This is a genomic window from Gaoshiqia sediminis (genome assembly GCF_025907915.1).
Taxonomy (GTDB): domain Bacteria; phylum Bacteroidota; class Bacteroidia; order Bacteroidales; family Prolixibacteraceae; genus Gaoshiqia; species Gaoshiqia sediminis.
Window position 1 is genome coordinate 1 of record NZ_JAPAAF010000011.1, and the last position, 18,062, is coordinate 18,062.

The 18,062-nt window shown below is 44.2% G+C and carries 16 protein-coding genes; 9 read left to right on the forward strand and 7 right to left on the reverse strand.

The features are described 5' to 3' along the window. Nucleotides 1-1,132 precede the first annotated feature (1,132 nt). On the reverse strand, nucleotides 1,133-1,849 hold the full coding sequence (locus N2K84_RS09610) for a DUF6261 family protein (RefSeq protein WP_282591588.1): 717 nt from the start codon (nucleotides 1,847-1,849) through the stop codon (nucleotides 1,133-1,135). A 592-nt stretch (nucleotides 1,850-2,441) separates the two neighbouring features. Between N2K84_RS09610 and N2K84_RS09615 the strand changes: the two genes are divergently transcribed. The 3 genes from N2K84_RS09615 (at nucleotide 2,442) to N2K84_RS09625 (ending at nucleotide 5,307) form a co-directional block, all read left to right on the forward strand. Next, on the forward strand, nucleotides 2,442-2,783 hold the full coding sequence (locus tag N2K84_RS09615) for a hypothetical protein (protein WP_282591589.1): 342 nt from the start codon (nucleotides 2,442-2,444) through the stop codon (nucleotides 2,781-2,783). Between the two features lie 332 nt (nucleotides 2,784-3,115). Continuing rightward, nucleotides 3,116-4,081, forward strand: coding sequence for a hypothetical protein (locus N2K84_RS09620; RefSeq protein WP_282591590.1), 966 nt, complete (start codon nucleotides 3,116-3,118; stop codon nucleotides 4,079-4,081). A 506-nt stretch (nucleotides 4,082-4,587) separates the two neighbouring features. Continuing rightward, nucleotides 4,588-5,307: an NUDIX domain-containing protein gene (locus tag N2K84_RS09625; RefSeq protein ID WP_282591591.1), complete on the forward strand. Its 720-nt coding sequence runs from the start codon at nucleotides 4,588-4,590 to the stop codon at nucleotides 5,305-5,307. Between the two features lie 139 nt (nucleotides 5,308-5,446). Here N2K84_RS09625 and N2K84_RS09630 read toward each other — a convergent pair whose 3' ends face one another. Beyond that, a complete protein-coding gene (locus N2K84_RS09630) occupies nucleotides 5,447-5,836 on the reverse strand; it encodes a nuclear transport factor 2 family protein (RefSeq protein WP_282591592.1) in 390 nt (129 codons plus the stop codon). Between the two features lie 685 nt (nucleotides 5,837-6,521). On the opposite strand from N2K84_RS09630, the gene N2K84_RS09635 reads away from it, so the two are divergent. From N2K84_RS09635 to gap, 4 genes are all read left to right on the forward strand, one after another. Then, nucleotides 6,522-6,896: a cupin domain-containing protein gene (locus N2K84_RS09635; protein WP_282591593.1), complete on the forward strand. Its 375-nt coding sequence runs from the start codon at nucleotides 6,522-6,524 to the stop codon at nucleotides 6,894-6,896. A 220-nt stretch (nucleotides 6,897-7,116) separates the two neighbouring features. Then, nucleotides 7,117-8,856, forward strand: coding sequence for a serine hydrolase domain-containing protein (locus N2K84_RS09640; protein ID WP_282591594.1), 1,740 nt, complete (start codon nucleotides 7,117-7,119; stop codon nucleotides 8,854-8,856). Nucleotides 8,857-8,949: 93 nt separating this feature from the next. Then, nucleotides 8,950-9,120 carry a hypothetical protein gene (locus N2K84_RS09645; RefSeq protein ID WP_282591595.1) on the forward strand — a complete coding sequence of 57 codons (171 nt, stop codon included), beginning with the start codon at nucleotides 8,950-8,952 and terminating at the stop codon, nucleotides 9,118-9,120. 391 nt (nucleotides 9,121-9,511) lie between these two features. Beyond that, nucleotides 9,512-10,519 carry a type I glyceraldehyde-3-phosphate dehydrogenase gene (gene gap, locus N2K84_RS09650; protein WP_282591596.1) on the forward strand — a complete coding sequence of 336 codons (1,008 nt, stop codon included), beginning with the start codon at nucleotides 9,512-9,514 and terminating at the stop codon, nucleotides 10,517-10,519. A gap of 87 nt (nucleotides 10,520-10,606) precedes the next feature. On the opposite strand, the gene N2K84_RS09655 is transcribed toward gap, so the two are convergent. The 5 genes from N2K84_RS09655 to lpxB form a co-directional block, all read right to left on the reverse strand. Further along, nucleotides 10,607-11,221: a fumarylacetoacetate hydrolase family protein gene (locus N2K84_RS09655; RefSeq protein WP_282591597.1), complete on the reverse strand. Its 615-nt coding sequence runs from the start codon at nucleotides 11,219-11,221 to the stop codon at nucleotides 10,607-10,609. Nucleotides 11,222-11,305: 84 nt separating this feature from the next. Then, nucleotides 11,306-12,109, reverse strand: coding sequence for a 3'-5' exonuclease (locus N2K84_RS09660; protein WP_282591598.1), 804 nt, complete (start codon nucleotides 12,107-12,109; stop codon nucleotides 11,306-11,308). Between the two features lie 226 nt (nucleotides 12,110-12,335). Further along, nucleotides 12,336-13,466 carry a DNA polymerase III subunit beta gene (dnaN, locus tag N2K84_RS09665; protein WP_282591599.1) on the reverse strand — a complete coding sequence of 377 codons (1,131 nt, stop codon included), beginning with the start codon at nucleotides 13,464-13,466 and terminating at the stop codon, nucleotides 12,336-12,338. A gap of 135 nt (nucleotides 13,467-13,601) precedes the next feature. After that, the gene (gene gldG, locus N2K84_RS09670) at nucleotides 13,602-16,013 is read right to left on the reverse strand and encodes a gliding motility-associated ABC transporter substrate-binding protein GldG (RefSeq protein ID WP_282591600.1); all 2,412 of its coding nucleotides are present in this window, start codon (nucleotides 16,011-16,013) and stop codon (nucleotides 13,602-13,604) included. 39 nt (nucleotides 16,014-16,052) lie between these two features. Continuing rightward, nucleotides 16,053-17,183 carry a lipid-A-disaccharide synthase gene (gene lpxB, locus N2K84_RS09675; protein WP_282591601.1) on the reverse strand — a complete coding sequence of 377 codons (1,131 nt, stop codon included), beginning with the start codon at nucleotides 17,181-17,183 and terminating at the stop codon, nucleotides 16,053-16,055. A 232-nt stretch (nucleotides 17,184-17,415) separates the two neighbouring features. Between lpxB and N2K84_RS09680 the strand changes: the two genes are divergently transcribed. Both N2K84_RS09680 and N2K84_RS20530 read left to right on the forward strand, forming a co-directional pair. Beyond that, nucleotides 17,416-17,694 carry a CD225/dispanin family protein gene (locus tag N2K84_RS09680; protein WP_282591602.1) on the forward strand — a complete coding sequence of 93 codons (279 nt, stop codon included), beginning with the start codon at nucleotides 17,416-17,418 and terminating at the stop codon, nucleotides 17,692-17,694. Continuing rightward, nucleotides 17,666-18,061, forward strand: a complete 396-nt coding sequence (locus tag N2K84_RS20530) for a DUF2752 domain-containing protein (protein WP_428221987.1) — start codon at nucleotides 17,666-17,668, stop codon at nucleotides 18,059-18,061. The genes N2K84_RS09680 and N2K84_RS20530 overlap by 29 nt, the downstream gene beginning before the upstream one ends. The last annotated feature ends 1 nt before the right edge of the window (nucleotide 18,062 follow it).

The window sequence follows — 18,062 nt, forward strand, 5'->3', positions numbered from 1 at the left end:
TGAAAGCGTCATCCCGAATTTATTTCGGGATCTCTGTCGGGAATTGCAGAAGCGGCAAATGGCCATAGATGCTGAAACGAGTTCAGCATGACCGCCCCGCCTGCGGACCCGCGTTACAAAATCGCGCCAGCAAATCCATTGGTAGAAGACATGCGACCCCGCGGGGGTCGAACCGGAAGCGTGGCCCCTTTTTTCTATAAGCATTCGATGCCTCCGGCATCCTCCAATTCAGAAAGCGTCATCCCGAATTTATTTCGGGATCTCTGTCGCTAATTGCAGAAGCGGCAAATGGCAATAGATGCTGAAACAAGTTCAGCATGACCGCTTCTTGTCGTTACAAACGACAGCCAGCGAACCCCTCGTTACCGCTTCGCTCAAACGAGGGATAGGAGAGGCCTGGCCCCTTCTTGCTATAAACATTTGATGCCTCCGGCATCCTCCAACTCTTCTTTGTTCCCGCTTCGATCAAATGAAGGAGAGGAAAGGGCAACAACGTTTACGTCCGTATAATTCCGGCAGGGATTGCATGTTTATAGAAAATCCATTGATGGAGGACATGCGACCCCGCGGGTGGAACCGGAAGCCTGGCCCCTTTTTCCTATAAACATTCGATGCCTCCGGCATCCTCCAATTCTGAAAGCGTCCTTTCGAATTTATTTCGGGATCTCTGTCGGGAATTGCAGAAGCGGCAAATGGCAACGGATGCTGAAACAAGTTCAGCATGACCGCCCCGCCTGCGGACCCGCGTTACAAAATCGCGCCAGCAAATCCATTGGTGGAGGACATGCGACCCCGCGGGTCGAACCGGAAGCCTGGCTCCTTTTTCCTATAAACATTTGATGCCTCCGGCATCCTCCAACTCTGAAAGTGTCCTCCCGAATTTATTTCGGGATCTCTGTCGAGAATTGCAGAAGCGGCAAATGGCCATAGATGCTGAAACAAGTTCAGCATGACCACTTCTTGTCGTTACAAACGACAGCCAGCGAACCCCTCGTTACCGCTTCGCTCAAACGAGGGATAGGACAGGGCCTCTTATTCACCTGGTGACTTGGAGTCACCAGGTGAATTTCGAAAGGAAAACAACTGCCCCCTTCGATTTACCGGAGGGGGCAGTTTTGATAGGCGAACGGCATCAGGCGGCCGGTTCCTTTTTTTTGCTGCGGCGTTTCACCGCCTCGTTGTTATCGGCAATAATTTCGGACAGCGTGCGGGCAAAGGGGCCGTAAACCGCGTCGTTTACCTGGGCCATGGCGCGCAGGTACACCACCAGCTGGTTGTTGATGATGTCCACCACTTCCCGTTTCAGGGCCGTGGCATTCACCTGGGTGGTTTCCTGTCCTTTTTCTTCTTCGAAAGCAATGCGGGCAGCCTCAAAATCGTCCTGCGCAGCCTGCAAAGCCGCCACCAGTTCGGCCAGGCCCGACAGCGACGCGATGGCCGTTTGCACCTCCGGTTTGGCCAGGTCGCCCAGCAGCGAGCCAATCAGCGACGATTCGGTGGCATAGCTCTCGCCGATCACCGACATGCCATAGTGGTCGAGCACTTTGTTAACCGTTTCGGCGGCGGCTTTCACAGCCGGGTCGGGGTGATACATCATCCCCTGCACCATGAAAAATACCGAACGCAGGGTGGCATCGCGCATTTCATCTTTTTCTTCGAGCACCGACTCGGCCTTCATGCGGCGAATGGCCTCCGACATGAGCGCCGACTGCCCCTCCAATCCCGCGAACAAATCGGCCAAATAAGCATCGCTGTTTAAACTCGTTTTCCGGTACGCGCCAATCATGCGCACCAACGCGGCATCTACTTCCGTAGTGCGGCTGTTGTGATTTAACTTTTCAATCATCATCGTTTTATAAAAATTTAAAGGAATAGTTGAAACACCTTTCGCAAGTAAAAAACTCAGGATGAAGGGTGTTTGTATATTTAACAAACACAATTTACAACCAATCGCCCGATAATAGCAAAGAAAATTTGTATTTTTTTGATATAATATTATTTCTACCCATTAGAAATAAATCTTCAAGCCATCACCTATCCGTTGGTGGAGGCTTCAAGATATCTTCACGACTTCCTTTTTCTCTTTTTGGGCGTTTGAAGAAATCTTCACGGCCTCCCTTTCCTCTTTTTGGGCGTTTGAAGAAATCTTCACGGCTTCCTTTTCAGTTTTTCCGGCTATTAAGAAATCTTCACAGCTCCGCTAATTCTTTTCCCTAAGCATGAAGATATCTTAACGCCCTCCCTGTTCAATTTCCCGGCGTTTTAAGACGTATGTTGAATATGTTTTGTAAATTGGGGAGCGGAAAATAACAGTTACACAGATCACCCCGGCAGCGGAAGTGTGAGATGACTTGGGGTACAGATAAATGGGTTACCGCCAAATGTGACCTGTTCACTCTAATGATTTAAAATATGATGTCTAATACTATAAACTTAAAAGAATGGATAAAAATGACTTTTCTGTCAGACAATTTTTGACAAAAGCAATATATGATTACGAGGACAAATTAGAGAAAGAAAAAATAAAATATAAAAATCAAGATTCTGGATTTCTTTTTAAAGATACTTACAATGGTCGTTTAGCTCTTTTGAATAAATGTAGTGCTAGTGGTTGTGATGATATTCCTTCTTTGATTGAATTCTTAAAAACCGTTGACTATAAAAATATTTGCCTGCCAGAAAATGAAAAAAATACAAACATGGTATCAGAAGATTTAAAAGACTATTCTTTGATTTTAATATCGCAGTTGGAATCTGTAATGCGTTCAAATTTTGACAATTAATGATTTTATCATGAGTGTCTGGGGTATTTTAATTGGATTGGTTCTAATAGGAGCAGGAGTATATTTCACCTCCTCCTTGTCACCGCTTCGCTAAGACTAGGAGGAAGCTTGTTGTCGTTTTTAACGACAAAGAGAGGATGGCGATCCAGCCAAGTTGAATGCCGGTTCTGCAAACCCGGATGAGCCGGAAAAACTTCACGTACGGTTTGATGCAAGGGGCACTGACAGTCAACGCATAAGTTGTACATTTACGTAATGTAAACATTGAGAGGGCTGTCAGGCTCTACTCTATTGGTTAGTTTAAACGAGTGATTTATTAAAAATAGACAGTCATGGATATACTAGAAGCCATCAAAGAAAATCAACAATCTCTCAAAGTGTTTTTGGAAAAGGAGATGTATTTGCATACTTCAGTTCCCTTAAGGCTACTCCTTTGTGATGGTGATAACCCATTGTTAATAAAATATTCAGAAGAAATAGGGAGACCATTATTTGTATGGACAATAACTAGCCTAGAAGAACTCTCTCCTACTTTACTTGAAGGCTTGCAATTTGATTTAAGCAATCCGTGTAATTGGGACCCGAGATTTATCCCTAACAGGAATAAAATTCCTGTTCGAGAATTTTTAGCACGAAAATTTTGTGCTGCTAAAGATGGAAATCGTTATACCCCGTCACAAATAATAAAAGCTACGGCAAATAAGTTAGGATTTACTCATTTTGACCAAGATAGACAAAAGTACCTAAAAGACTCTTTAGATTGGAAATTAAGCAATCCAAATGAAGAAAATCAAACAAAAGATTTAAGTCTAGTAGACAGTCATTTATTTTATTTGGCCAAATGGACAATCGAAGCAATCGATTATCTAATTGAAGATGAGGTAAAATTTACAGCGTTTTATGCGCTAGACAAAATTGAAAATACTATCGGAGATACTAGTGTGTTCTGTATTCAAACTGGTGGTTTACTTCGACTTGAATTTGACACTGAACGATTTCGTTTGAAGGCGAAAGAAAAAGAAATTGAATTTAATAAAGTAAATGGTTCATTTATTTGTGTGAAAGGCGCAACTGGAAAAATGACAATATCCTCAAATTTATTGGAAGGAGAAGTAATTATTCCATATTCAAACATAGTTACGTCTAACTCAATTAGATCTGATGTTAAGTTAAAGAATATAGGTGGAAATATTTGTTTATATAACAGACTATTAAATGATTTCGAAGTAGGGGAACTAAGAAAAAAAGAATCAAGAAAGAAACTAATTAAAGAACTAAAAGAAGAAAAAAACAACTGATAAACAATTAAGCGTTCGGCCAGTGCGCAGCACAGTGGCTGAGCGCGGTGTTGACGTAAACCGGGATTAATAGCAGAGCATGTCTTATTCACCAGGTGACTCGAAGTCACCAGGTGAATTCCGAAAAAAGCAAACCCCTGCTCTTCCGGGTATGCCAACGACGGCGGTTGGCTGGATCGGATTTCAATCCTCATGAGCTGAATCGTTTTTTTATCCCCTTGCTCGCGCCCTTTCGGGGCTTTGGTAAACGCGTAATGCTATAATGACAGGGCGTTGCCCTGCCTTAGTGTTGTTGCACCTTTGGTGCATAGAAGCGGAAACGCGGCAGGCCGGTCAGGCCAACGGCCTGCAAGCAACAGCCCGCGGCAACGCCGTGTGGAAGTTTTATTCACCAGGTGACTCGAAGTCGCCAGGAGAATGTCGAAATGACGATGGGGCGGTGGGCGTTTCCCGAAATCCGCAACGAGAATTTTCGTATTTTCAGCCTCCTGAAAAAAGACTTGTTTATGATTAAATTAATAGTCAACCGATACGACGGCGTGATGGCCGACGAAACCACACTTCCGGATGATCCGAATGAATTTGCAGAAGAAATTGCAGGAATACTTGCATCGCTACAGGATAAAAAACTGCTGTGGGTAAAGATACCGATCGGGAAATCGGATTTTATCCCGATCCTGACCCGGCTGGATTTTGAATTTCATCATTGCGACGAGAAAAACCTGATGCTGGTTAAGAAATTGCTTCCGGATGCGGTACTTCCTGCCACAAAAAACTACATCGCAGGCGTTGGCGCCATCGTGTTGCACGAAGGACGGCTGCTGGTGGTGAAAGACCGGTTTTTTGCCGGCTATAAACTTCCCGGCGGGCATATTGATAAAAACGAATCGCTGAAAGATGCCCTGAAACGTGAAGTTTTCGAGGAAACGGGAATACAGGTTGAATTTGAGTCCATCATGAATGTTGGCCATTTCCGCAACGGGCAGTTTGGCGAATCGAACCTTTACCTGGTGTGCACCGCCAAAGCACTTTCTGACGAAATTGCCGTAAATGACTCGTCTGAAATTGTGGAAGCCAGGTGGATTGACCCGGTGGCTTTTTTACAATCGGACGAGGTAAATGCCTATAATAAAAGCGTTGTTGAGGCAGCGCTTCACAACAAAGGACTTAAACTGATTGAGCGGCAGATCAAACTGAGAGTGTCTGGCGGAGAAGTATTTTTTTAAAGATCCGCTTGCCAATCCCGGAGGTGTCTGTTGAACTACCGACACAGATGTTTTGATCGTTTCTTGGTGCAAAATACGATCGGTCCAAAGGCAAAAAATGCTTTGGTCAGTTTACAGAGCCGGGACGTTGCTTTTTCAATTATCCGTTGATGATGGTTGCAGTATCTACTGCCTGGAAAAAATGGCTGACTTTGCCGTCTTTGAAAGTCCACGCATGTGTAGCTTGAGCTTTGAAGGGCTTTCCGGTCCTTTTCAACGTGCCGGTGTAATAACCCACTACCGCTACTTTGTCTCCGCCATCGATAAAATCGGAAATTTCGATATTGAAATTATCAATGTAGTCCGGGATTTTTGCAAGAACCTTCTCAACCACTGCGTTGTGGCCTACGTATTTACCATCGCCTTCTACCATAGGCATACCGGGACATTCTTCCCAGACAATGTCGTCGTGCCAGGTTGTTAAAACTGTTGCAATGTCGCCTTTTGCAAAACTCTCGTATCCCTTCTTTAAAATGTCTAAATTTTTCATGGGTTCAAATTTTTGTAATTGTTTATCATGTGCGGATCTGATGATACAAGTTCGGTCAATTCTACTTTGACACATTCGAAAAATCCGGATGTTTTCACCCTAAATCCCTAAAGGGAACACCCGGATTTTTCTCCTGACACCCTTCAGGAACGGGGTAAAACAGGAGAAAAAATCTAACACCAATCTTAATCTGTCAAAGTAGGATTAAGAAACTGTAGAAATGCAGTGTGTGAGGGCGTTTCAATTAAATGGCTTATTGTAAGGCATTGAAAGAACGCGATCGTTTCCTGCAAAGAGGAATCCGATGAATGAGACGCAATCTCACCACGATCAGATTAAGCGTATGATTTTTGGATTTTTTCAGTTGTACAATTACTCACTACTACGAAAAAGACAGCAGATTTAGTTACAACTTGTTTCGTGTTTTCCAGGTGAATGAAGTGCCGGGATATTTCCAGCGTTTAAATGATAAACTATTCGTGTGTGCAGACCGTACTATCTCTGTAAACGAATATCATTATTCATCTAATTCTACTTTGACACATTCGAAAAATCTGCCTGTTTTTACCCTGAACCCTAAAGGGAACAGCCAGATTTTTCTCCTGTCACCCTTTAGGGCGGGGTAAAACAGGAGAAAAATCGAGATTCTTTTTTAATCTGTCAAAGTAGAACTAAATAAATCGTTATGAAAATAAAAAAAGAAAACATTCCGGTAGCGATGGAAGGACCAGGTACCTTTATGCGCGTACAACCTGATTTTGGTGGTATGACCGTTTGTTTTAACGAGTTTCCTAAAGGAACAGATTTTACACCTTTGCTAAAGGGACTGGAAAATGACAGTTGCCACTGTCCTCATTGGGGCTATATTTTAAGTGGCTCTTTACTTGTAAAATATGACGATGAAACTCAGGAAATTTTGAATGAAGGAGATCTGTTTTTTCTTCCGCATGGGCATACGGTAATCGTTCAGGAGGATGTTAAGTTCATTGAATTTAGTCCTTCAAAAGAATTTAAAGAGGTAATTGACCATGTAGCCAACGTAATGGCTGGTAAAGGTTGACGTGCATGCCCGTGTTGAACAAATAGGTGACTCGACGGCACGTAGTATCCTCCGCTGGCGAACTTTTGTAAACGCTCGTGTTTCCGCATTCGCGCCGATGGACAGTTGGGCTTTGGCGCTTTTTAAAAGGTTGCCGTTCAACCCAATTCATGATGAATGTTTGTGCCGGTATCCTTGAAAATCGTTTTTGTGATGTCGTAATCTAAAGTCATGTTTTGTGATGAAAAATGTAAAATTCAAGTTATTTGTATTGGCTCATTTGATTTTTCTGATGAGTAATATAAATGCTCAGAGCAAGGCTGCTTATCCGGAACTGATCAAGGAAAGTGAAGCGCTAATCATCAAAAAAATGGAATCGGATCAAATAATTGGAGTTAATGCTGTCATTCTAGTTGATGATTCTGTTATTTGGAAAAGAAGTTTTGGATATGCTGACAAAGAAAATAATGTGCCAATGGCTGAGCATACGGTTGTAAACATAGCCTCTGCAACAAAAACATTCACGGTTTTGGCAATCATGCAACTTCAGGAAAAAGGATTACTCGATATAAACCAACCCATTAACAAATACCTGCCACAGTTTGATCCTTTAACCAGAGGTGAGAATTTAGATGATGTAACCGTAAAATCGGTAATCACTCATTCCTCGGGAATCCAGACAGATGTATTGAAAAACGGTGACCTGGGTTCCGGAAAATACACCGATGTATTGGGTTTTATTAATGAATCGTATTTATTGTATCCTCCGGGTTTAGTTGAATCCTATTCCAATTCAGGCTATAATATTTTAGGGCATCTCATCAAACAGGTAAGCGGGCAGGATTATCCGGAGTATATCCACGAAAATATTTTTGCGCCACTTGGAATGAGCAGCTCTGGTTTTTTTATGGATTCATTACAAGGACGAACCAGGGTATATTCCGGTGGAAAGAGCATGCATGATTACGGTTTTAGGGATATCGCCTCCGGAGGCATTTACACCAATATCAACGATTTTATAAAATACGCCAGAGAGTTAATGCATGCCTATCATGGCATGAACTCGCCTTTGATTCGTACATCAACAATTCGGGAGATGTTTACGCTTCAAACCGGGAGCGCCGTACTGGAGTCCAACAAAAAGGGATTGGGATGGTTTATGTTTAAAAATGATTCGGTTTTTGCAGTTACCCACGCAGGTGATGCTATAACCGGACATGCCGAAATATGCTTGATCCCTGATAAAAATGCAGCAGCCATAATTTTAATCAATTCAGCAGAAGGCGAATCGCTGAAACGTGATTTCACCTTCAAATTCATACATAAATTCGGATTAAGTGTTCCTGACATTATCCCTCCACCGGTGATAAAAGAAGTACATCATGAAATTAACCCCATCGATTTACCGTTAGTAGTTAAGGAAAAACATACAGGAGATTATTCCCAGGGATTTTCCTATCTGACGGTTTCGTTGGACGACGACAATCTGGTAATTTACAGAGACGGCAAACAGTATATATTAAAAGCACTTTCTGAAGATGAATTTGTACCGTATGAAGTAGGTCAGGATTCCCTTTCTGTAAAGGATAAAGAACGATATTGTTTTATGGATTATGGCAATTTTCATATTCTGATTCATAAAAAAGGAGAGCAGGAATCAAGGTTAGGATATAAGCTGAATTCATTTAATACATCGAAATTTGCAAAAAAGCTTGGTTCTTATGAACACTATGGTTACCAGCTATTGATGGGGGATACAAAATTCAAAGGGGCTGCATTGTCGATAGCCGATGATCGGATATTGATGCTGAAATTAATTGCCTATGATGGTGAATATCCTTTCCCGTTAAATGTAATCTCCGATGGGTATGCTATTACAAGTGGTTTGGGAGTAGGGTTTGGGTTTACCGTTAAATTTACGGAAGATGAAAAATATGATCTAATTGATTTTGGAGGAATAACGTTCCGGAAATTAAAATAACAACAGTCAATAGATGAATTCGAAGGATAAGATGATGGATTTTTCAACTATTACAAACGGAATTATTGTCGTTTATTTGTAAAAAGAAATACGATGAAATACCGATTGATATTACTTGCCCTTGTCGGGTTGATGGCATTTTTCACTTCCTGCAAAACCTGCGAATGTCCGGCCTATTCCCGGGGCGAAAGCTTGCAACCACAAGGGCCTTTTATGCAAAAGCAAGCCACGGTCCGAACCGGCGGAGCTGCTATCAACAGCTGAAAATTCCATTCTTGTTTCGTTGTTTTTTCCTGTTGAGGAATAACACCGGGCCGATAAGCAGAAAGCTTGTTTGGCGCATTAAAATCAGTGTAACAGTCTGATTTGTTTTTGAGTATAACACGAAGTCGTGGTTTTCTGTTATTTCCTTTTTGCAGCACGTTTGCCGCAAGTCCCAAGTCCGTTCGCAGCCACGGGAACACGCCTGTTGGAAGGGGCAAAAATACGTTTCAGCCAATATTAATTCAAGTTTAAACTCTTGTTGAAAAAAATAAAAGAAAAACAAAAAATTTGACTGTATAGAATATAGTTCGTTATTTTGTGGGGCTTTAAAAAAAATACAAGCTAATAAATCAAAGAATAATTCTTTCATTAATTTTTTAAACTATCAACTATGTCAAAAATTAAAATCGGTATCAACGGATTTGGCCGTATCGGACGTTTTGTTTTCCGTCAGGCTATCGCAAAAGGAACAATTCAGGTTGTTGCTATCAACGATTTGATCGATGTTGACTACATGGCCTACATGTTAAAATACGATTCTACTCACGGGATCTTCAAAGGTGATGTTGAAGTAAAAGACGGTAAACTGATCGTAAACGGTGAAGAAATTCGTGTTACTGCTGAAAGAAACCCGGCTGACATTAACTGGGGCGCTGTTGGTGCTGAATATGTTGTTGAATCAACTGGTCTTTTCCTGGAAAAAACGAAAGCTCAAGGTCACATCGACGCTGGCGCTAAAAAAGTTATCTTCTCTGCTCCTTCAAAAGACGATACCCCTATGTTTGTAATGGGTGTTAACCACACTTCTTACAACAATGATATGACTTTCGTATCAAACGCTTCATGTACTACCAACTGCTTGGCCCCGATTGCTAAAGTATTGAATGACAAATTCGGTATTGTTGAAGGTTTGATGACAACTGTTCACGCTACAACTGCTACTCAAAAAACAGTTGACGGTCCTTCAGCAAAAGACTGGAGAGGTGGCCGTGGCGCAGGTCAGAACATTATCCCTTCTTCTACCGGTGCTGCCAAAGCTGTAGGTAAAGTTATTCCTCAGTTGAACGGCAAACTGACCGGTATGGCTTTCCGTGTTCCAACTCCTGACGTATCAGTGGTTGACCTGACTGCCCGTTTGGAAAAAGGCGCTTCTTACGCAGAAATCTGCGCTGCTATGAAAGAAGCTTCTGAAGGTGAATTGAAAGGTATCCTGGGTTACACCGAAGACCAAGTTGTATCGAACGACTTTGTTGGTGACACCCGTACTTCAATCTTCGATGCTGGCGCTGGTATCTCATTGTCTCCAAACTTCGTAAAAGTTGTTTCTTGGTACGACAACGAAATGGGTTACTCTGCAAAAGTTTGCGAACTGATCCAATACATGGATTCAGTAAAATAAGCTGAAGATTTTATATCCTTCGATAAAAACGAAAACCGCTCCAATTGGGGCGGTTTTTTTGTTGCTGACAGTTTTAAAAATAACTTCTTATTTTACCTCAAAGTCGAACATCTTTTTGCCTTCCAGAAAACCTTCCAACCGGTCGCCAATTGCTACCGGCCCAACGCCGGCCGGTGTGCCGGTGTAAATCAGGTCGCCAATTTTAAGCGTAAAATATTTCGATACCTGGCTGATCAGTTCGTCGATGGGGAACAGCATAAACGAGCTGTCGCCGTTTTGAACGGTTTCGCCATTCTTTTTCAGCTGAAAACGGATGGCATTCAGATCGGGTAATTCGGATTTGGCGACAAATTCGCTGCTGATTACGGCCGACCGGTCAAAGGCTTTGGCCTTTTCCCAGGGAAGACCTTTGTCTTTCAGCTGGTTTTGCAGGTCGCGGGCCGTGAAGTCGATGCCCAGTCCAAGCTCATCGTAATAACGGTTGGCAAAGCGCGTTTCGATATTTTTCCCCAGCCGGTTGATCCGAACGATCAGCTCGCATTCATAGTGTACATCTTTGCTGAAATCCGGAATATAAAACGGTTCGTTGTTGCGGAGCAGGGCCGAATCCGGTTTCATGAAAATAACCGGTTCTGTCGGGATGTCGTTGTTCAATTCCCGGACGTGTTCGCTGTAATTTCTTCCGATACAGATGATTTTCATAATTCACGGGTTATGAGTCGAGTGTCGGGTAGTGAGCCGCAAGTGAAAAAACTCAGGACTCATCACTCACTACTCGTGTCTTCTTTATTCTTTCATTCGCAGCTTGATGGCGGTGAGCACCTTTTTGGTGTACAGCGGAAATTCGCCATTCATGATCCAGCCGAAATAGCCGGGTTGTTCGCGCAATACCTTCTCAACAGGAACTCCTTTGTTTTTGCCAAAGTTGAACACTTCCACGCCATTTTCGTCATACACGATGCGTCCCAGAAAATCCACGTTGCGGTCGTACGACGAAAATTCGCTAAGGGCGGCAATATCGTTTTTGATGGGTTTGCTTACCCGTCCGTTACCCTCCTCGTATTCCGTATCCTGGTAAAGGTCGAGCTGAGCTTTCAGTACATCGTAAGTAGCTTTGGTGTCCACCATGGCGCTGTGGGCGCCAGCCAGTTCCTGTTGGCAGTAAAACTTGAAAGCCGCTGCCAGGGTGCGTTTTTCCATCTTATGAAAGATCGCCTGCACATCGATAAACTTCCTCTTTTTAAAGTCGATATCCACATCCACGCGCAAAAACTCCTCGGCCAGCAACGGGATGTCGAAACGGTTGGAGTTAAATCCGGCGAGGTCGCAGCCTTCCATAAATTTGGCCAACGACTTGGCCACTTCTTTAAAAGTGGGGGCATCTTTTACGTCTTCATCATAAATGCCGTGTATTTTACTGGCAAATTCAGGGATTGGCATTTCGGGGTTGATCCGCAGGTCGCGGCTTTCTTCCGAGCCGTCCAGGTTAATCTTCAGTAAGGCGATTTCCACAATCCGGTCGGTCACCACATTGATCCCGGTAGTTTCCAGGTCCAGAAAAATCAGTGGATTTTTTAAATTGAGCTTCATCTATATGGTTTTTATTCAGGAAAAACAGGCGTTGTGAAACGTATTCAGTCGAGCCTGTTCAATTCAAATTCGTATAAAAAGAAAAGAGGCAATTTTAAAAGTCCTGTTTTTGTCGTCATCCTGAAACAAGTTCAGGATCTTTATTGAACAGCCAGGCCTGAACTGAATTCAGGGTGACGTTCCGAACCGAATTGACTTTAAAAATTGCCCCTTTGATGTGTTTTAATTACGCGTTGATCATCATCGGCATCAACAACATCAGCACGTCTTCTTCGTCAAAATCTTTTTCAGCGGGCAACAGCAGGCCGGCACGGGTGGGGTCTGACAATTCAACACGCACATCGGTTGATGACAGGTTAACCAGGATTTCCTGCAAGAAGGTGGATTTGAAGCCGATTTCAATTTCATCGCCTTCGTATTCACATTTCAGGCGTTCAACGGCCGAGATGGCAAAATCGACATCCTGGGCCGAAACCACCAGCTGGTTGTCGTGAATGTGGAACTTGATCAGGTTGCTGGCCTGGTTGGCAAATACCGATACCCGTTTGATGGTGTTGTAAAATTCCAACCGGTCAACCACCAGTTTGTTTGGGTTATGAGTTGGGATTACCGAGTTGTAGCTTGGGTAATTCCCTTCCACCATGCGGCAGATCAACTTATAATTGCTGAGTGTGAAGAAGGCATTTTTATCGTCAAACTGAAGTTTCACGTCATAGTCTTCTTTGGCCAGCAAGTTCTTCAATAAGGCTGCCGGTTTTTTGGGCAGAATGAAGGACGATTCCACTTCGGCTTTGGCGTCGCTGCGCTTGTAGCGTACCAATTTATGGGCATCCGAGGCGACAAAGGTCAGGTCGTTTTGCCCCAGCTCAATGAAAATTCCGTTCATCACCGGGCGAAGTTCATCATCGGCTGTGGCAAACAAGGTACGGGCAATGCCGCTTTGCAGTACGTCGTGGCTCACACTGATGGAGGAGGCAACCTCTTCGCGCAGCACGGGCAGTTGCGGGAAGTCGTCGCCACTTTTCCCGACAATGCTGAATTTTCCGTTTTCAGAATAAATATCAATGGCAAAGCTGTCCTGGTCGATTTTAAAGGTCAGCGGCTGTTCCGGAAATTCTTTCAACGTATCATTCAATAACTTGGCCGGAACGGCGATGTCGCCTTGACCTTCAGTGTTGTCCAGCTCCAGGCTGGTGATAAGCGTTGACTCCAAATCTGAAGCAGTAACCGTTAGCCGGTTACTTTCCAGCTGAAATAAATAATTATCCAGGATGGGTAATGTATTTTTCGAACTAATCACCTTACTGATCGCATTCAGGTGACTGAGCAATTCGGTACTGGAAACAACAAATTTCATTGATATTTTTTTAAGTATTAGTGATCTGATTATTTAAATGTTGCGGACTTTTACATCCGGTTAACACAATCACACGAATATACAAACTTTGATTTTGTTTCTTGATGTTTTCGTTTGAGATTTTATACAAAGTAATTAACCGCGGTATTTTCGTTTGCGGACAAAATTGAAAATCAATCCAAATAGCGAAATCAGGGCCAATGGCGCCAGCAAATTCAGCAGTTGCCAGAAGAATTTTTCCTCGCGGACTTTTACTTTATCCAACAAACGCAATTTAAAAACGCGCGACCTTAGCGACATGATCCCGGTATCGTCGCACAGGTAATTCACCGCATTCACCAGAAACTCTTTGTTGCCAAATGTTTGTTGCGAAAAGTTGTCGTAGCCCAGCGGCCGCGTTTGGGTCTGCCCGTTTCTCCGCGACACCTGGTTGGCGATCAGGCTTCCGTCGGCCAGGACAATTATTTTTGCCGGTTTCGACTCGGGAAGAAATTCAATATGGGTGGTGTTGAAATCTTCGGTGATGCGGTTTTTGAATGCCGATGAAAATTGCCCCTCCAGCAATACGCCAACCGGCACCAGCGATTGCTGGAACAAGTTGCGTGAGGGTGGGTTGTTGATACTTTGCAGACTGATTTCTTCCGGTGTTTTTACAATGCGGGAATACGTTGAAGTATGCAGGATGACTGTCTTTTTCACATCGATATGTTGGCCAACCGTGTCGATAGAACTAACAAATTCCGCTTTTAACCGGTTGAGGTTCCGGCTGATAACATGCGATTGGGCGGGTGTGAGCAAGGGCGAATAGTACCAGGGGGCCGGGGTGAACTTGGGAGCACTGCCAACCGGTGCGGTGTTCACCGGGATCATCAGGCACTCCACGTCCTGCACCAAAACCGGGTTTACGCGCACCCCGTAACGGAACAGCTGGTCCATCAGGTTCAGGTCGCGCGGAAAGGCCAGGGTAGTTTCGCCGCGGCTAAGGCTGTCGAGGCTTACCAGTACCGGGTCGACCAGCCAAAGCAGGTTGCCGCCCCGCATCAAATACTGGTCGATAAAAAACTTGTCGGTTTCACTAAATGGTTGCGACGGATCGGCAATGATCAACGCCTTTGGTTGCATTTCGCCCGAAACAAGGTCTGTTGCCAGGCGATTGGTTACCCGATAATTTTCAGACAGGGTTGTGCGGAGATCATGCGTTTCGGCATCGTTCAGTTCCGACTGTCCGTTCAGGAATGCAACTTCGTCTTTTTCATGCCCGAGCAGCTGTTGCAATGCCCGCATCAATTCAAATTCGAGTGTTTCTACCGAATTGTTCAGATTCACTTCAGCTGCCAGGGCCGGATTATTTTTTAACAGGTTTACCCCGATTTCCTCGCCTTTGTAACGGATAACCGCTCCCGGAAAAATCAGGTGCGTCACCGTTCCTTCATCGCGTGTCAGCCGTAAATCGGTTGGTTGCAGACCCAGCGAAATCAGGTTTTCAAACAGCTGGTTTCGCTCGTTGGCATTTTTTAGTTGATAAGGGTTCATGCTTTCATACCGCACGCGTATGTCGGCATAGGCATTCATGTCTTCTATTTTTTCTTCAACAGCCAGCTGCAATTTCCGAAATCCGGGGGGCAATTCGCCCGCCAAAAACAGATTTATTTTCACCGGTGCGTCCAGTTGGTTGATTAGTTCTTTCGAGATCGGGGAGAGGCTGTAGCGTTGTTCGGTGGTCAGGTCGATGCGAAAAAATAAACGGGATGAGATGCCCGCAAGCAGGATCAGCCCAACTGCCAACAAAGCCAGCTTTTGGAGTTGCTTTTTTAGTTTCTTTTGTTTTTGCCGAAGGAAGATACTGGTGAGCATCAGGACAAAAAAAGTGAGCGACACGAAATAAACCACGTCCCGTGAGTCAACCACGCCGCGGCTCATGGATAAATAGTGTTTGTTGATGCCAATACCGTTGAAGAACGATTTCAGGCCAACCGGCAGGTTCATGGATGCCATAAAGTCGAAGCCCGTGTAAAAGAAAAACGACAGGAAAAAAGCTGCCATGAACGCGAAGATCTGGTTGTCGGTAAGCGATGAAGCCAGCAACCCGATAGCCACATAGGCAGCCGCCAAAAAGAACAGTCCGGTAAACGATCCCCAGGCAGCGCCGCTGTCCCAGTTTCCAACCGGGTTTCCCAAGGCATAAATAGAGTAGAAATACACCAGTGTAGGAAGCAGGCAAACGGCTACCAAAAACAATCCGGCCAGGTATTTTGCCCATACAAGCTGGAATAGCGACAGCGGGCGGGTAACCAGTATTTCGAGCGTTCCCAGCCTTTTTTCTTCGGCAATCAGCCGCATGGTGAGCGCCGGAACCAGGAACAGGAAGATCCACGGAGCAAGCGAGAAGTAACTGTCCAAGGTTGCATACCCGTTTTCGAGCAGGTTGTAGTTCCCCGGAAATACCCAAAGGAATAGACCATTGGCAATTAAAAAAACAAAAGCTACCAGGTAGCCGGTAACCGACCCGAAAAAACCGGTAATTTCTTTCCGAAATAGGCTGTACATGCGTCAATTCGTTTTAGGGCAAACGAAGATAGCAAAAGATTATTTCTTTTGCTGAAGTTTCGCTACCATCAGGCTGGCAGCGCGGGCCGAAGCGCCAGGTTCGCCCAAACGGTTGATCAGCTCACGGTAATTGGCATCAATTTGTTTGCGGTAGGCGGGATTATTTAATATCTTCTCCAATTCTTCGCGGATGTTTTTCACCGTGCATTGGTGTTGTAACAGTTCCCTTACCGCCGTGCGTTGCAGGATCAGGTTTACCAGCGATACCCATTTTATTTTCAGTACCTTTTGCCCGATTTTGAAAAACAAGGCCCCGCCTGCCATCCGGTAACACACGACTTGCGGACAGCAAATTACACCGGCCTCCAGCGAAACTGTTCCCGAAGCCAGCACGGCCACATCGGCCTGTTGCAGCACTTCGTAGGTTTTGCCTTGCAACAGGCTCGCTTCATAGCCTTTCAGTAGCTCTCGGTACACTTCATCCGGAATGTTTGGCGCTGCCGTCACGATCAACTGGTGGGTTTTGAACGAAGCTGCTGCCTTGAGCATCCGGGGCAACAGCGAGCGGATTTCTTGTAATCGGCTTCCGGGAAGCAACGCGATAATTGGTTTGTCGGGCATATTATTGCCTTTCTTAAAAAACGCTCCCGGTTGTTTTGGTGGAATCGACTGCACGGCATCCAGCACGGGATTGCCCACATAATTTACCGGGTAATCAAACTGCCGGTAAAATTCGGTTTCGAACGGAAGAATGGTGAACATCTCGTCCACAAATGCCTTTATCTTTTTAATGCGATGTGTTTTCCAGGCCCATATTTTGGGGGATATATAATAGAATACCCGAATGCCGTGGGCTTTTGCAAATTCGGCCATCCGCAGGTTGAAACCGGGGTAATCCACCAGCACCAGCACGTCCGGTTGAAATTGGAGCAAATCCTGTTCGCAGGTTATGAAATTCTTTTTGATCGTGCGCAGGTTCAGCAACACGGGTAAAAAGCCCATGAAGGCCATGTCGCGGTAATGCTTCACCAGTTGCATGCCGGCTTTTTCCATCAGTTCGCCGCCAAAGCCGCGAACAACGGCTGATTCATCTTTCCGCATCAACTCCCGGATCAGGTTGGAGGCGTGCAAATCGCCCGAAGCTTCGCCTGCTATAAAATAGTATCTCATTCTGTGTAACAAAAAGTGTGAGCATCCAAAAGTAATTGTTAAAAATGAATTTGCCATGCTTGACCTGTTTGCAGGTTAATAGCTTTTTAATTTAAGGATCAAAATCAATGATGGGTCGATTATTTTTTTTTCTGATTTTTATAATGTTATTTCTTTTCATCTGGAAAATCATTATTTTCGATTTTCAAATTGTACGAATCAATAATTTTCAGACCTGGCAAAAATCAATTTTATGGAAAACCAAACCGTCAATCAAAAACCACCGAAAACCTGGTTGGTTGAATCAATCCTTGTTACGATACTGTGCTGCCTGCCTTTTGGCATTGTTGGTATTGTAAATGCCGCAAAAGTTGAATCCCGTTTTTATGCTGGAGATATTGCCGGTGCCGAGAGAGCTTCCAGCGAAGCCGGCAAGTGGACAAAAATAGGTTTCTTTATTGGCATTGCTGTGATTTTAATTTACATCATTTTAATGGTATTGGGTGTTGCTGCGGGAATCATGGCGAACTAAGGTCAAGTGGGGGGTAATTCTTGTCTCGCTGGGATTTATTGCAATTTTTTACTGGAATTTTAATCCGGGAACAACGAGTTACTTCCCAAGTTGTCCATTCAAGGTTTTGACGGGCTACGATTGTGCCGGGTGCGGCTCACAACGTGCCATTCATTATTTGCTTCATTTTGATATCCCGGCAGCATATAAGGCAAATGCGTTGTTTGTAATCGCTATGCCGTATTTGTTACTGGGAGCAATATTGGATTTGATAAGAAAGCCTATTGGTTGTATGTTGAAAATCAGGAAATTCCTTTTCGGAACACGGGCAATTTTCGTTGTGCTGGCCGTTGTAATTACCTACTGGATTTTACGGAATGTCGTTTGAC